The sequence below is a fragment of the Pseudomonas sp. DP-17 genome (assembly GCF_022380625.1).
Lineage (GTDB): Bacteria > Pseudomonadota > Gammaproteobacteria > Pseudomonadales > Pseudomonadaceae > Pseudomonas > Pseudomonas nitroreducens_A.
This window is the reverse complement of the sequence record NZ_JAKSXG010000012.1, coordinates 28373-42006: the sequence shown is the minus strand read 5'-3', so window position 1 is coordinate 42006 and position 13634 is coordinate 28373. Positions and strand designations below refer to the sequence as shown.

The 13634-nt window shown below is 67.4% G+C and carries 14 protein-coding genes; 9 read left to right on the top strand and 5 right to left on the bottom strand.

The genetic code is table 11. The features are described from left to right. Positions 1-27 precede the first annotated feature (27 nt). From MJ122_RS18770 to MJ122_RS18760, 3 genes are read right to left on the bottom strand one after another with little or no spacing between them, the layout of a single operon-like run. Positions 28-798 carry a methyltransferase domain-containing protein gene (locus MJ122_RS18770; RefSeq protein ID WP_239745537.1) on the bottom strand — a complete coding sequence of 257 codons (771 nt, stop codon included), beginning with the start codon at positions 796-798 and terminating at the stop codon, positions 28-30. Beyond that, on the bottom strand, positions 795-1112 hold the full coding sequence (locus tag MJ122_RS18765; RefSeq protein ID WP_024766201.1) for a nucleotide pyrophosphohydrolase: 318 nt from the start codon (positions 1110-1112) through the stop codon (positions 795-797). The genes MJ122_RS18770 and MJ122_RS18765 overlap by 4 nt, the downstream gene beginning before the upstream one ends. 46 nt (positions 1113-1158) lie before the next feature. Next, positions 1159-2016: a MaoC/PaaZ C-terminal domain-containing protein gene (locus tag MJ122_RS18760; RefSeq protein WP_239745536.1), complete on the bottom strand. Its 858-nt coding sequence runs from the start codon at positions 2014-2016 to the stop codon at positions 1159-1161. A 204-nt stretch (positions 2017-2220) separates the two neighbouring features. Here MJ122_RS18760 and MJ122_RS18755 point away from each other — a divergent pair, with 204 nt between their 5' ends. Together MJ122_RS18755 and MJ122_RS18750 are read left to right on the top strand one after the other, a co-directional pair. Continuing rightward, a complete protein-coding gene (locus MJ122_RS18755) occupies positions 2221-3228 on the top strand; it encodes an AraC family transcriptional regulator (protein WP_088416301.1) in 1008 nt (335 codons plus the stop codon). A 64-nt stretch (positions 3229-3292) separates the two neighbouring features. Further along, a complete protein-coding gene (locus MJ122_RS18750) occupies positions 3293-3697 on the top strand; it encodes an EF-hand domain-containing protein (protein WP_239745534.1) in 405 nt (134 codons plus the stop codon). Positions 3698-3816: 119 nt separating this feature from the next. Here MJ122_RS18750 and MJ122_RS18745 read toward each other — a convergent pair whose 3' ends face one another. After that, positions 3817-5172: a 3-oxoacyl-ACP reductase gene (locus MJ122_RS18745; RefSeq protein ID WP_088416303.1), complete on the bottom strand. Its 1356-nt coding sequence runs from the start codon at positions 5170-5172 to the stop codon at positions 3817-3819. Positions 5173-5340: 168 nt separating this feature from the next. Here MJ122_RS18745 and MJ122_RS18740 point away from each other — a divergent pair, with 168 nt between their 5' ends. Next, positions 5341-6618, top strand: a complete 1278-nt coding sequence (locus MJ122_RS18740) for an acetyl-CoA C-acetyltransferase (protein WP_239745532.1) — start codon at positions 5341-5343, stop codon at positions 6616-6618. 232 nt (positions 6619-6850) lie between these two features. On the opposite strand, the gene MJ122_RS18735 is transcribed toward MJ122_RS18740, so the two are convergent. Next, a complete protein-coding gene (locus MJ122_RS18735) occupies positions 6851-7297 on the bottom strand; it encodes an Lrp/AsnC family transcriptional regulator (RefSeq protein ID WP_088416305.1) in 447 nt (148 codons plus the stop codon). Between the two features lie 165 nt (positions 7298-7462). Between MJ122_RS18735 and yedA the strand changes: the two genes are divergently transcribed. From yedA to tauD, 6 genes are all read left to right on the top strand, one after another. Beyond that, a complete protein-coding gene (yedA, locus tag MJ122_RS18730) occupies positions 7463-8350 on the top strand; it encodes a drug/metabolite exporter YedA (protein ID WP_088416433.1) in 888 nt (295 codons plus the stop codon). Between the two features lie 159 nt (positions 8351-8509). Continuing rightward, positions 8510-9406 (top strand): acyl-CoA dehydrogenase family protein, encoded by an 897-nt coding sequence (locus tag MJ122_RS18725; protein WP_239745530.1) that lies wholly within the window; start codon positions 8510-8512, stop codon positions 9404-9406. A gap of 205 nt (positions 9407-9611) precedes the next feature. Further along, positions 9612-10631, top strand: coding sequence for a taurine ABC transporter substrate-binding protein (tauA, locus tag MJ122_RS18720; RefSeq protein WP_239745528.1), 1020 nt, complete (start codon positions 9612-9614; stop codon positions 10629-10631). 190 nt (positions 10632-10821) lie between these two features. Then, positions 10822-11613 carry a taurine ABC transporter ATP-binding protein gene (locus MJ122_RS18715; RefSeq protein ID WP_239745517.1) on the top strand — a complete coding sequence of 264 codons (792 nt, stop codon included), beginning with the start codon at positions 10822-10824 and terminating at the stop codon, positions 11611-11613. Then, a complete protein-coding gene (locus MJ122_RS18710; protein ID WP_239745507.1) occupies positions 11603-12421 on the top strand; it encodes an ABC transporter permease subunit in 819 nt (272 codons plus the stop codon). The genes MJ122_RS18715 and MJ122_RS18710 overlap by 11 nt, the downstream gene beginning before the upstream one ends. Positions 12422-12652: 231 nt before the next feature. Beyond that, positions 12653-13489, top strand: coding sequence for a taurine dioxygenase (tauD, locus tag MJ122_RS18705; protein WP_239745505.1), 837 nt, complete (start codon positions 12653-12655; stop codon positions 13487-13489). Positions 13490-13634: the final 145 nt, after the last annotated feature.

Sequence of the window (13634 nt, the reverse complement as noted above, 5' to 3'; positions counted from 1 at the left end):
CGGGCGTGCGCAGTGGCAACTATGCACCTAATCCTGCGGCCGGCACAGCCAGTGCAGGTAGCGGCCGAGACCGGCGAAGGCGGGGTGGCGACGGTATTGCAGTTCCATCTCCACCAGGTCCAGCGGTTCGGCCTTGTGCTGGAACTCCACCGGCATGTAGTCGTGGAACACCCGAACGCCACTGCGTGCGGCGATGTTCCAGTGGCCGGCCATCGCTGCTTCGAGTACGCGCGGGTCGAGCGGTTCCTGCGGAGTCAGGCTCTGTCCCTCGCCGGAGAAGCGGTTCTTGCGCAGTTTGCGGAAATGGCCCTTGAGCAGGTTGCGATAGATCAGCGCATCGCGGTTGTAGAAGGCCAGGGACAGCCAGCCATCGGCACGGGTCAGTTGGTGCAGCACCGGCAGGATCGCCAGCGGCTCGGCCAGCCATTCCAGCACGGCGTGGCAGATCACCAGGTCATAGGGTTCGTTGAGCTGGCCGAGCAGGTCCTGCCAGGGCGCCTCGATGAAGGTGGCTGCAAGGCCGGCCTCCTCGAAGCGCTGGCGTGCGCCTTCGAGCATCGGCGCAGCGGGTTCGGCGAGGGTGACGTCGTGGCCGCGCCCGGCCAGCCACAGCGACATGTGCCCCAGGCCCGCGCCGATATCCAGCACGCGCAGCGGGCGGTCGGGCAGGGCTTCGGCAAGGTCGGCCTGGAGCACGGCGAGGCGGATGGCGCCCTTGGCGCCGCCATAGATCTTCTCGGCGAAGCGCGTGGCCAGTTCGTCGAAATGGCGGTCGCCGGTCTTCGGGGAGTCGCTCACTTGGCGCCCCCTTCGATGAAGCGCCGTTCGCTGTCGGCCAGCTTGGCGAGCACCGCCTGGTTCATGTCGATGCCCAGTTCCGCGCACATCAGCAGCAGGTAAAGGACGATGTCACCGACTTCCTGCCCGGCGTGGGCGAGTTTCTCCGGGGGCAGCTGGCGCGATTCGTCCTCGCGCAGCCACTGGAAGATTTCCACCAGCTCGGCCATTTCCACGCTGGCCGCCATGGCCAGGTTCTTCGGGCTGTGGAAGCGGCTCCAGTCGTTGTGGTCGCGGATGGCGTGCAGGCGCGCGGTGATGGCTTCGAGGTTCATGCAGATGGGGCTCCAACGTGAGCCCCATAGCTTCAAGCCTGGCGCGTCAAACGTCCAGCGGGCTCCAGCTGCCGGCCATGTGCGGCAGGCCGTCCTTGCCGCGCAGGCTGAACTGCCCGGAGGGCGCCGGCTCGCTGGCCAGCAGGTTGACCTGGGACGGCAGCAGCACCGGCTTCTGGAAGCGCACGTCGACCCGATAGCCGGCCATCGGCAGGCGCTCGCCCAGGGCGGCCAGGCTGCGCGCCTTGTTCCACAGGCCGTGGGCAATGGCGCGGGGGAAGCCGAACAGCCTGGCGCTGGCGGCGGACAGGTGGATCGGGTTGTAGTCGCCGGACACGCGGGCGTAGCGCCGGCCGATGTCCGCCGGGCAGTTCCAGGCGTCGATCTGCTCCAGCGGCAGCTCCGACATCTCTTCGCGCGCAGGTGGCGTGCCGTCCAGGCGCATGCCGCGGAACAGGATGCGGCTGTCGCCTTCCCAGAGCAGCCCGAGCTGGTCGTGCAGCTGGGTGATGATGCTGAAGGTCACGCCCTTTTCGTGGGGTTGCAGGTCCTGCACTCGCACGCTGACGTTGAACGGCCCCAGGCCGCCCAGTGGGCGCAACACGCTGATACGGTTTTCCAGGTGCACCAGGCCCAGGAGCGGGAAGGGGAAGCTCGGGTCGGTGAGCAGGCCCATCTGCAGGCCGAAGGCGAGGATGTGCGGATACGTCGGCGGCAACAGGTGGTTGTCGGTAAAACCGCAGACCTTGCGGTAGCGCTCCAGGTGCTTCGGGTCCACCGTGACCGGGCAGCGCAGCCCGCGCGTCGGCAGGCTGCGGCCACGCACGCCGCGGCGCACGGCGGCGCGGGCGAACAGGCCGGTGAGGGCGGGTGGTGCGGACAGGTCAAGCCAATCGCGGGGCATCGGGAATCTCCTTGCGGTATTCAATCAGCTTAGCCGCCGCTCAGGCGCGGGCATTGGCCGTGGCAACGCGGCGCGCGGCAGGCAAGTCAATGTGACCGTCCGATTGCCCGGATATTTCCCTCAACCTGCTTCCTGATTCTCTTGAGGGGGGATGGGAAAGCTGCCTAAGATGGGCCCGCCCCATGGATAACTAGAAAAAACACCATGCGTGATCTGACCGACGATGTGGCGCTGATGCGCCCGGTGATCGACGCCCTGCGCGCCAGCGGCACCGACCCCGACCGCGTGCTGGCTCGCGTCGGCCTGCCTGCCGGCAGCCTGCCTGCCGGACGATTCCCCCACAGTGCACAGAACCTGTTCTGGAAAGCGGCCGCCGAAGAATGTGGCGAAGAGCACGTCGGCCTGTACCTGGCCGGCCACCTGCCCGCGTTCCATGGCCTGCTGCTGGAGTACCTGTTCCTTTCCAGTGCCACCTTTGGCGAAGGCTTGCGCCACGCTCTGCGCTACGTGCGCCTGCTCTCCGACACCCTCAACGCCCGCCTGGAAGTGGAGGGCGAGAAGGCCGTGCTGTTGCTCGGCCATACCGCCGGGACCAATCGACATTTCCCCGAGATGCTCGCCGGTGCGGTGGTGCGCCTGTTCCACGCGCTCACCGAGGGCGACTTCAAGCCCCATGAAGTGCAGCTGATGCACGAGGAAGGCGCGCCCGCCGCGCGTTACCGGGAGGTTTATGGCTGCCCTGCGGTGCTGGGCGCCGAGCGCTATGCGCTGGTGTTCGATGCCCAGGTGCTGGAGAAACCCTCGCGCCACGCCGCGCCGGAACTGCTGCGCATGCACGAGTCCCTGGCGCGCCGGCAACTGGCGGAGGTAGAGCGCCTGGACCTGGTGCGCAAGGTGCGCGAGCTGATCGGCGTGTTGCTGGTGGATGGCGGCGCGACCCTGGAGCAGGTCGCGGCCCGTCTCGACATGCCGGCCCGCCGTTTGCGCGAGCGCCTGGCCATGGCCGGGGTGCGCTTCAACGACCTGGTCACCGACTACCGGTGCCGCCTGGCCAAGGAGCTGCTGCTCAAGACTGACGAGCGCATCGAAGTGATCGTCGAGCGCACCGGCTTTTCCGAGCCGAGCACCTTCTACCGTGCCTTCAAGCGCTGGGTCGGCGAGACCCCGGTGGAGTTCCGCCGCCGCGGCCGGCCGCAACCGCCGGCGGAGTGATCGAACCGTTTCGAGTCCGCCTCTGGATAGGCTTTGCCGGTCAACTCCCGCCAAGGTACGCCCGATGCAAAGCCGAATCCGCCAGACCCTGCTGCTGTCCACCGTCCTGCTGCTGAGCGCTCAGCAAGCCGTGGCGGGTGAAATGGGCGAGACGGCGTTTTCCCGACTGGACCGCGATGGCAGCGGCTTCATCGAGGCCGATGACCTGTCCGCCATGCGCGTGCGCATGTTCCACCGGCTGGACCGGAACCAGGATGGCCTGCTCACCCGCGAAGAAGTGACCCCGCCCAATCCCAGCGTGCAGGTCTCGCCCAACGCCATCGCCTGGCCGGACCAGGATGGCGACGGCAAGGTCAGCCAAGCGGAATTCCTGACCCAGGAGCCTGCGCTGATCGTGCGCGCCGACCGCAATGGCGATCACCGGGTGAGCGCGGAGGAGTTCCGCGAGCTGATCGCGGCGCGGCAGTGAGCTCGCAGGTGGCTCGTTCGTAGGATGGGTGGAGCCTAGGCGATACCCATGCTGTCGCAGGGATCGATGGGTATCGCTTCGCTCCACGCCATCCTACAGATGGAGTCGATTGGAACCGATCAGGCGCCCAGCAGGCTCTGCCCGCAGACCCGCAATACTTGCCCGCTGACTGCGCCAGAACCCGGCTGGGCGAACCAGGCCACGGTCTCGGCGACGTCCTGCGGCAGGCCGCCCTGGCCCATGGAGTTCATGCGCCGGCCGGCTTCGCGGATGGTCAGCGGGATGGCAGCGGTCATCTGCGTCTCGATGAAGCCCGGCGCCACCGCATTGATGCTGATGCCCTTCTTGCCCAGCGCCGGCGCCCAGGCCTGAGCCAGGCCGATCAGGCCGGCCTTGCTCACCGCATAGTTGGTCTGGCCCATGTTGCCGGCGATGCCGCTGATGGAGGCGAGCAGCACCACGCGGCCGTCGTCGTGCAGCTTGCCGGCGTCCAGTAGCGCCTGGGTCAGCACCTGCGGGGCTTTCAGGTTGACGTCGATGACCGAGTTCCAGAACGCTTCGCTCATCTTGGCGACCGTCTTGTCGCGGGTGATGCCGGCGTTGTGCACCACGATGTCGACGCCATCGGGTAGCGCCTCGACCAGTTGCGCACCGGCATCGGCGGCGCAGATGTCCAGCGCCACGCCACGTCCACCCAGGCGCGCGGCCAGGGCATCCAGGGCTTCCTTGGCGGGCGGCACGTCCAGCAGCACCACTTCGGCGCCGTCACGGGCGAGGGTCTCGGCGATGGCCGCGCCGATGCCGCGGGCGGCGCCGGTCACCAGCGCGCGTTTGCCCACCAGCGGACGACTCCAGTCCTGCACCTGCTTGTCGTAGGCGGCGAGGCGCACGACCTGCCCGGACACATAGGCACTCTTGGGCGAGAGGAAGAAGCGCAGCACGCCTTCGAGCTGGTCCTCGGCGCCCTTGCCGACGTAGACCAGCTGCACGTTACCGCCGCGGCGGATTTCCTTGCCCAGGGAACGGCTGAAACCTTCCAGGCTGCGCTGCACGCTGGCGGCGATCGGGTCTTTCACCGACTCCGGCGCGCGGCCGAGGATCACCACGTGCGGGCATTTATCCAGGCCCTTGAGGGCGCCCTGGAAGAAGGTGCGCAGCTCGAGGGTCTGCTCGAAGCGGGTCAGGCCGCTGGCGTCGAAGACGATGGCCTTGAGCTTGGGGCCATGCTCGGCGGTCCAGCGCGGCAGGCCGTACTGGCCTTCGCTGAAGGAGAACACCGCGTCGGTCAGGCGCTCGGCGAACGGCAGCACTGCCTCGTTCAGATTGCCCTCGCCACCGAGCAGCAGCGCTCCGTCCACCGGCCGCGTGCGCCCGGCGCTCCAGCGCTCCAGGCGGACCGGCGCGGGCAGGCCGAGGGCTCCGACCAGGCGGCGGCCGACGTTGGAGTTGGCGAAGGCGATGTAGCGATCGGTCATGGAACGGGCTCCTGCACGGGTTCTCTAAAGTGCTGACCACTCTACGCAGCGGCGGGTTCGGCGCAATTGACCGCGCTGACCTGCGCAACGGCGGGGCGGCCAATGCGACACAAGCGGCTAAGGTTAGCCTTGACCGCACTTCAACGCTCACCCTTGTAGGAGCTCTGCATGACCCAACTGCGCCGGGTCGCCATCGTCGGCGGCAACCGAATTCCCTTCGCCCGCTCCAACACCGTGTATGCCACGGCGAGCAACCAGGAGATGCTGACCTCCGCGCTGGACGGCCTGATCGAGCGCTACAAGCTGCACGGCGAGCGCCTGGGCGAGGTGGTTGCCGGCGCCGTGCTCAAGCATTCGCGCGACTTCAACCTGACCCGCGAGTGCGTGCTGGGCACGCGCCTGGCGCCGGAAACCCCGGCCTACGACATCCAGCAGGCGTGCGGCACCGGTCTGGAAGCAGCGATCCTGGTGGCCAACAAGATCGCCCTCGGGCAGATCGACTGCGGCATCGCCGGCGGCGTGGACACCACCTCCGACGCGCCCATCGGCGTCAACGAGGGGCTGCGCAAGATCCTGCTGGAAGCCAACCGCGGCAAGTCCAACGGCGAGAAGATCAGGAGCCTGCTGAAGATCCGCCCGCGCCACCTGATGCCGCACATCCCGAAGAACGGCGAGCCGCGCACCGGCCTGTCGATGGGCGAGCACTGCGAGCTGATGGCGCAGACCTGGGCCATCCCGCGCGACGAGCAGGACAAGCTGGCCTTCGAGAGCCACCACAAGCTGGCCGCCGCCTACGACGAAGGCTGGCAGAACGACCTGATGACGCCGTTCCGCGGCCTGGTGCGCGACCAGAACCTGCGCCCGGATATCAACCTGGAGAAGCTCGGCACCCTCAAGCCGGTGTTCGAGAAGGGGCCGCGCGGCACCCTGACGGCGGCCAACTCCACGCCGCTGACCGATGGCGCCTCGGTGGTGCTGCTGGCCAGCGAGGAATGGGCGAAGGAGCGTGGCTTGCCGATCCTGGCGTATTTCAAGGATGGCGAAGCGGCGGCGGTGGATTTCGTCGGCGGCCACGAGGGCCTGCTGATGGCGCCGGTCTACGCGGTGCCGCGCCTGCTGGCGCGCAACGGCCTGACCCTGCAGGACTTCGACTTCTACGAGATCCACGAAGCCTTCGCCGCGCAGGTGCTCTGCACCCTCAAGGCCTGGGAGGACGCGGACTACTGCAAGACCCGCCTCGGCCTCGACGCACCGCTGGGCTCCATCGACCGCAGCAAGCTCAATGTGAAAGGCAGCTCGCTGGCCGCCGGCCATCCGTTCGCCGCCACTGGCGGGCGCATCGTCGCCAACCTGGCCAAGCTGCTGGACGGTGCCGGCAAGGGGCGCGGACTGATCTCGATCTGCGCGGCAGGCGGCCAAGGTGTGACCGCGATCGTCGAACGGTAATCCAATACAGCGGGACCGATGCTTTTCGGTCCCGTGATGTAAGCAACTCCGTGACTTCAGGCGGCACCGCGCGAGCGGCGCCGCCTTTTTTTCGCATGACGAGCGGGCGTTTGCAGGATGGCGTGGAGCGAAGCGATACCCATCGAAGTCAATCAGGGACTGCTGACGGGTATCGCAAGCTCCACCCATCCTACGAAATCGGCGCGCTGCAATTTCCTTCTAGATGCGCCCTTCAACCGCCCTGCAACATCCCCGGATGCACGCGCCGCGAGAAGGGTGTGGACAGCACCAGCGAGGTCCTGCTGGTACCGAACTGCGCCAGGCGGTCGATCAGCTCTTCCAGTTCCTGGGTGCAGCTCACCGCCACCTTGAGCATCACGCAGGCCTCGCCGGTGATGCGATAGCAGTCGATGATCTGCGGGATCTCCAGCAGCGGGTCGAGCATGGTCCTGCTGCGGTGGTCGTTCAGGCGCATCTCGATCAGGCACTGGATCGAGCGGCCCATCTTCGACAGGTCTACGCTGGCGTGGTAGCCGGTGATCACCCCGTCCGCCTCCAGGCGCGCCACCCGGTCGGCCACCGCCGGCGGCGAAAGGTTGATGCGCCGGGCCAGTTCGGCGAAGGACAGGCGACCGTCTTCGAGCAGGGCGGCGAGCAGGGCGCGGTCGTATTTGTCCATGGTCTGGCTCCGGTTTGGAATCAACGGAAAGACTCGTGAAATTCCATCGAATGAAAAGTGTTATGCCAGTAATGGCGTTGTCTGTGCCTTATCCAAGGCGTTTCACCTGCATAAAATGAAGCGCTCTGCCTGCCTTGTCGAGCCCCCTCCATGACCACGATGCCCATGCCCAGAGCCCGCGTTTCATTGACCCTGATCGCCGCCTTCTTCGCCCTTTACTTCATCTGGGGCTCGACCTACCTGGTAATTCGCATCGGCGTCGAATCCTGGCCGCCGATGCTGATGGCCGGCTGCCGTTTCATCATCGCCGGGGTGATCCTGTTCGCCTGGATGCTCTGGCGCGGAGCACCCATGCCGACGCTGAAACAGTGCCTTTCGGCGGGGGCCATCGGCATCCTCCTGCTCAGCTGCGGCAATGGCGGGGTGACGGTGGCCGAACACTGGGGCGTGGCCTCGGGCGTGGCGGCGCTGGCGGTGGCGACCGTGCCGTTGTTCACCCTGGTGTTCGGGCGCTTCTTCGGCAATCGCACCAACGCGCTGGAGTGGGCTGGCATCGCCCTGGGCCTGTTCGGCATCGTGCTGCTCAACCTGGGGTCGAACCTGCAGGGAAGCCCGGCAGGGGCGGCGCTGATCCTCTTTGCGGCGGCGACCTGGGCCTTCGGCTCGGTGTGGAGCCGGCGCCTGGACCTGCCCGCCGGCGCTATGGCCAGCGCAGTGGAGATGCTGGTGGGCGGCGGCGTGCTGCTGCTGGGCAGCTTCCTCAGCGGCGAGCGCATGGAACAGATGCCCACTGCCGCCGGTTGGGGCGCGCTGGCCTACCTGGTGGTGTTCGGCTCGATCATCGCCTTCAGTGCCTACATGTACCTGCTGGCCAATGTGCGCCCGGCGGCGGCGACCAGCTACGCCTACGTCAACCCGGCAGTGGCGGTGATGCTCGGGGTGGTGTTCGCCGGCGAGCACATCGGCCTGGCGGAGTCCCTGGCGATGGCGGTGATCATCAGCGCCGTGGTGCTGATCGGCCTGCCGCAGTGGCGGCGCAAGGAAGCCGTCTGATTCGTGGCATGAGCTAAGCCCGAAAGGTTATTTCGCGCGCTTCGCGCGGTTCGCTAGGGTATGAAACGGCCTCCATTCGGAGGCCGTTCTTCTTTCCCTTCAGTACACCCGCGCGCCATACGCCCAGGCCACTGATCCACCCTTCGAGCCGAGGTGCGCATGCTGGTGCCGCTTTCCACGCTGTCCGAACTGCCTCCCATCCAGCGCTGGAGCAACGCCCTGCGTGCGTCCAGCCTGCTTGCCCTGTCGGTACCACGCGAGTACGGCGGGCGCGGTGCCGGCTGGGACGAGGTGCTGCAGACCCTGCGCGATCTCTCCGAGCGCGACGGCACTCTGGCGCGGCTGTTCGCGCTGCATCACCTGCAATTGGCCAGCGTGTTGCTGCTGGGCAGCACCGAGCAGCGCGAGCGACTGCTGCCGCTCAGCGTGGAGCGCGAATGGCTGTGGGGCGAAGCGGTGGATCACCAGGAAAGCCGCCTGCTGGCGCGCGAGCATCGGCGCGGCGGTTTCCTGTTGCAGGGTGGGCGCCATGATTGCTTCGGCGCGGCGGCGGTGGACTGGCTGCTGATCTCGGCGCGGCACGCGCCCAGCGAGGGGCTGCTGATCGCCGCGCTGCCGGCGGATCGTAACGGGCTGGACCGATTCGAGCCCAACGGCGGCGGACTGCTGCATTGCCACGAGGTGCGCCTGCATCCCGAGGACATCCTGCTGCCGCCCGGTCTGCCGTGGACGCCCCGTGCGCAACTGCGCGGCAGCCTCTCCGCGCTGTTGCAGGCGAACATCGCCCTGGGCCTTGCCGTGCAGGCCTTCGAGAACCTGCCGGCGCGGGCGGTGGCGGGCGAGTTGCAGCGGCTGCTGGCGCTGGGGCTGCGGCTGTCCGAGCAGTCGGCGGTGGCCTTCGAGTCCGCCCAGGCGGCGGGCAACAGCCTGAGCTTCAGCCGCAGCGCGGCATTGGCGACCCTGGTGGCGGAAACCGCTGCGGTGGCGCAACACGCGGTGCAGGTCGGCTTGCGCCAGGAGGGCACTCGCGCCCGTGTGCGTGCCGGTGCGACCTGAGGCGCCGTGCCACGGGGCCTGTAGCCAAATCGAGACAAGCGCTGGCGCTCATAAGTTAAGAACTAAAAATTATTTATTCGAAGTTTTTTATATCGGTAATCTAGCTCTACCGGACCGCCGGACACCTGTTTCATCCATCGAATCCCGTCCCGTGGTCCGTCCCCTCTGTGAGGCCGGCACCGCCGTTACCTTCAGAGGAAACACCATGAACAAACCTCGTTTCGTACGCCGTGCCGTGGCCGGCGTCGCTGTTGCGGCTGCCCTGTCCTTCCAGAGCGCCGCGTTCGCCGACATCGTCCTGGGCTACCAGACCGGCATCGACCCGACCAAGGTTCCGCAAGCCGATGGCACCTATGAAAAGGTCATCGGCGAGAAGCTCGACTGGCGCCGCTTCAACAGCGGCCCGGAAGTGGTCGCCGCCATCGCCTCGGGCGACGTGCAGCTGGGCAACCTCGGTTCCAGCCCGCTGGCCGCCGCCACCTCGCGCGGTCTGCCGATCGTTGCCTTCATCGTCTCCGCACAGATCAACGCCGCCGAGGCCCTGGTGGTGCGCAACGGCAGCAAGATCGAGAAGCCCGAAGACCTGGTCGGCAAGACCATCGCCACGCCCTTCGTCTCCACCTCGCACTACAGCCTGCTGGGCGCACTCAAGCACTGGCAGATCGACCCGGCGAAGGTAAAGATCGTCAACCTCAACCCCACCGAGATCGCCGCCGCCTGGCGCCGTGGCGACATCGACGGCGCCTTCGTCTGGTCGCCCGCCCTGGGCGAGATCAAGAAGTCCGGCAAGGTGCTGACCGACGCCGCCGAAGTCGGCCAGTGGGGTGCACCGACCTTCGAGGTCTGGGTAGCCCGCAAGGACTTCGCCGAGAAGCACCCGGAAATCATCGCCAAGTTCGCCAAGGTGAGCCTGGATTCCTTCGCTGACTACAACGCCCACAAGGCGCAGTGGACCGCCGACTCCGAGCAGGTGAAGAAGATCGCCAAGCTGACCGGCGCCGATCCGCAGGACGTGCCTGAACTGCTGGCCGGCTCCGCCTTCCCCGAATCCCAGGCGCAGCTGTCCTCCGCCCTGCTGGGCGGCGGCACCGCCAAGGACATCGCCGGCACGGCCGCATTCCTGAAAGAGCAGAAGCGCGTGCCTTCAGTGCTCAAGGACTACTCGCCCTACGTCAGCGCCGAATACGTGCGCCAGGCCCAGAGCGTGCAGGTCGGGCAGCGCTGAGGCCCTGAAACTCTTCCGCGGGGCCCCTCTCCCCCCGCCCTCTCCCTGAAGGGAGAGGGAGCTGTCCCTGCCAGCTGACGCCATGGTTTCAACCGGCACCGAACGGTCCCCTCTCCCTTCAGGGAGAGGGTTAGGGAGAGGGCAATCGCCGCACCGAAGTATCCCTTTCTCACCCTACGGAGGGCAGAACATGAGCCGTCTGACGGCCGAGTCGGTCAGCCTCACTTTCCAGCAGAACGGACGCGAGCGCGTCGTGCTGCAGGACCTTTCCCTCAGCCTCGCCAAGGGCGAATCCCTGGTGGTGCTCGGCCCGTCCGGCTGCGGCAAGTCCAGCCTGCTCAACGTGCTGGCGGGCTTCCAGGCGCCGGACAGCGGCCGCGTGCAGATCGACGGCCGCACCCTCGACGGTCCCGGCGGAGAACGCGGCGTTGTGTTCCAGGACGATGCGCTGATGCCCTGGCTGAGCGCGCTGGACAACGTCGCCCTGGGCCTGCGCATCCGTGGCGTCGGCGCTGCCGAGCGCAGTGCCCGCGCCCATGAAGTCCTCAAGCTGGTAGGCCTGGGCGAGCACGCGGACTACCGCATCTCGCAACTGTCCGGCGGCCAGCGGCAACGCCTGGGCCTGGCCCGCGCACTGGCGGTGGAGCCGGACTTCCTGCTGCTCGACGAGCCCTTCGGCGCCCTCGACGCGCTGACCCGCGAGCGCATGCAGGTGCTGACCCTCGACCTGTGGCGCAAGACCGGCAAGGGCCTGTTCCTGATTACCCACAGCGTCGATGAAGCGCTGTTCCTGGCCACCGACCTGATGGTGATGGACGGCCCGCCGGCGCGCATCGTCAAGCGCCTGCCACTGGACTTCGCGCGCCGCTACGCCGCCGGCGAGCCAGTGCGTTCGATCAAGTCCGACCCGGAATTCGCGCGTCTGCGCCAACTGCTGCTGGATGAGTTCCTTGAGGAACCGGAGGCCGAGCATGCCCACTGATACCCTCGCCGCCAAACTTCCGGCCGCCGTGCCGCAATCCCGCAGTGTGCCGCGCGACTACCGCCGCTGGGCTGCAGCCGGCAGCGTCGGCGGAATCTTCGTGCTCTGGTGGCTGGCCACGCACCTGGGCTGGGTCGACACCCTGTTCCTGCCGGCACCGGAGCAACTGGTGGAAGCCTTCCAGCGCCTGCTTGCCGAAGGCTACGTCGATGCGTCGTTGTGGCAGCACATCGGTACCAGCCTGCTGCGTGTGTTGCTGGCACTGGGCGCGGCGGTACTGACGGCGATTCCGCTGGGCATCCTGATGGGGCTCAACCCGCTGGTGGGCGCGGCCTTCGACCCGCTGGTGGAGTTCTACCGCCCGGTGCCGCCGCTGGCCTACCTGCCGCTGATCGTCATCTGGTTCGGCATCGGCGAGCTGTCCAAGGTGCTGCTGATCTACCTCGCGCTGTTCGCCCCGCTGCTGATCGCCACCGCCGCCGGCGTGCGCCGTGTGGACAAGTCGCGCATCCAGGCCGTGCGCTGCCTGGGCGCCAGCCGCCTGCAGGTGGTGCGCCACGTGATCCTGCCCAGCGCGCTGCCGGAAGTCCTCACCGGTTTGCGCATTGCCCTGGGGGTGGGCTGGTCGACCCTGGTCGCCGCCGAGCTGATCGCCGCCAACCGCGGCCTGGGCTTCATGGTGCAATCCGCCGCGCAGTTCCTCGCCACCGATGTCGTGGTGCTGGGGATCCTGCTGATCGCCGCCATCGCGCTGAGCTTCGAGCTTGGGCTGCGCTGGCTGCAGAAGCGGTTTGCTTCCTGGGAGTGACTTTCTGCCGGGCGGGGTAAAAGCCCCTCTCCCTAACCCTCTCCCGCAAGCGGGATAGGGGACCTGTCCCGAGTGGCTTCGAGGCCCCTGCCTCATTGATGAATCTGCATGGCTGAAGGACTTTTCCGTCCTTTGCGCGCAAACCAAACGGCCCCCTCTCCCTTCAGGGAGAGGGCTGGGGAGAGGGCAAGCAAGCCGCCCACCCCGTGAACCTCACGAGAGAACACGAACATGACCACCCTGAGCATCGAACCCATCAGCCCGGCCCTGGGCGCCATCGTTTCCGGCGTGCGCCTGGCCGACCCGCTGGACGACGCGGCGCAGCGCCAGATCGAGCAGGCCCTGCTCGACCATCACGTGCTGTTCTTCCGCGACCAGCCGCTGACTCCCACCCAGCAGGCGAACTTCGCCACGCGCTTCGGCGACCTGCACATCCATCCGATCTACCCCAGTTCGCCGGAACAGCGCGAGGTCATCGTCCTCGACACCGCCGTCACCGACGTGCGCGACAACGCCATCTGGCACACCGACGTCACCTTCCTGGAGACCCCGGCACTGGGCGCCGTGCTGGCCGCCAAGCAGCTGCCGCCCTACGGTGGCGACACGCTGTGGGCCAGCGGCATCGCGGCCTTCGAGGCGCTGTCGAAACCGCTGCAGCGGTTGCTCGACGGACTCACCGCGACCCACGACATCAGCAAGTCCTTCCCCCAGGAACGCTTCGGCGCCACCGACGCGGACCTTGCGCGCCTGGAAGAGGCGCGCCAGAAGAACCCGCCGCGCAGCCATCCGGTGATCCGCACGCACCCGGTTACCGGGCGCAAGGCGTTGTTCGTCAGCGATGGCTTCACGACCCGCATCAACGAGTTGGAGCCGGCAGAAAGCCGCGCCATCCTCGACCTGCTGTTCGCCCACTTCGCCCGCCCGGAGTTCACCGTGCGCTGGCGTTGGAGGGAGAACGACGTGGCTTTCTGGGACAACCGTGTGACCCAGCATTACGCGGTGGACGACTACCGCCCGCAGCGCCGCGTGATGCACCGTGCGACGATCCTGGGCGACAAACCGTTCTGACGTCGGGGCGGCACCTGTAGGGCGCATAACCCGGAACGGGTTATCCGCCGACGTGGCGGATAACGCCCTAGGCGTTATGCGCCCTACGGAACTAACAGGCTTTTCGTAGGAGCGGCCACTCGGAAATTACCGTCATCCCCGTGAC

What these genes read in the sequence shown, in the direction of transcription:
- MJ122_RS18765 (WP_024766201.1), bottom strand. Translation starts at nt 1,112, where the DNA reads ATGAACCTCGAAGCCATCACCGCGCGCCTGCACGCCATCCGCGACCAC.
- MJ122_RS18760 (WP_239745536.1), bottom strand. Translation starts at nt 2,016, where the DNA reads ATGCCCCGCGATTGGCTTGACCTGTCCGCACCACCCGCCCTCACCGGC.
- MJ122_RS18755 (WP_088416301.1), top strand. Translation starts at nt 2,221, where the DNA reads ATGCGTGATCTGACCGACGATGTGGCGCTGATGCGCCCGGTGATCGAC.
- MJ122_RS18750 (WP_239745534.1), top strand. Translation starts at nt 3,293, where the DNA reads ATGCAAAGCCGAATCCGCCAGACCCTGCTGCTGTCCACCGTCCTGCTG.
- MJ122_RS18745 (WP_088416303.1), bottom strand. Translation starts at nt 5,172, where the DNA reads ATGACCGATCGCTACATCGCCTTCGCCAACTCCAACGTCGGCCGCCGC.
- MJ122_RS18740 (WP_239745532.1), top strand. Translation starts at nt 5,341, where the DNA reads ATGACCCAACTGCGCCGGGTCGCCATCGTCGGCGGCAACCGAATTCCC.
- MJ122_RS18735 (WP_088416305.1), bottom strand. Translation starts at nt 7,297, where the DNA reads ATGGACAAATACGACCGCGCCCTGCTCGCCGCCCTGCTCGAAGACGGT.
- yedA (WP_088416433.1), top strand. Translation starts at nt 7,463, where the DNA reads ATGCCCAGAGCCCGCGTTTCATTGACCCTGATCGCCGCCTTCTTCGCC.
- MJ122_RS18725 (WP_239745530.1), top strand. Translation starts at nt 8,510, where the DNA reads ATGCTGGTGCCGCTTTCCACGCTGTCCGAACTGCCTCCCATCCAGCGC.
- tauA (WP_239745528.1), top strand. Translation starts at nt 9,612, where the DNA reads ATGAACAAACCTCGTTTCGTACGCCGTGCCGTGGCCGGCGTCGCTGTT.
- MJ122_RS18715 (WP_239745517.1), top strand. Translation starts at nt 10,822, where the DNA reads ATGAGCCGTCTGACGGCCGAGTCGGTCAGCCTCACTTTCCAGCAGAAC.
- MJ122_RS18710 (WP_239745507.1), top strand. Translation starts at nt 11,603, where the DNA reads ATGCCCACTGATACCCTCGCCGCCAAACTTCCGGCCGCCGTGCCGCAA.
- tauD (WP_239745505.1), top strand. Translation starts at nt 12,653, where the DNA reads ATGACCACCCTGAGCATCGAACCCATCAGCCCGGCCCTGGGCGCCATC.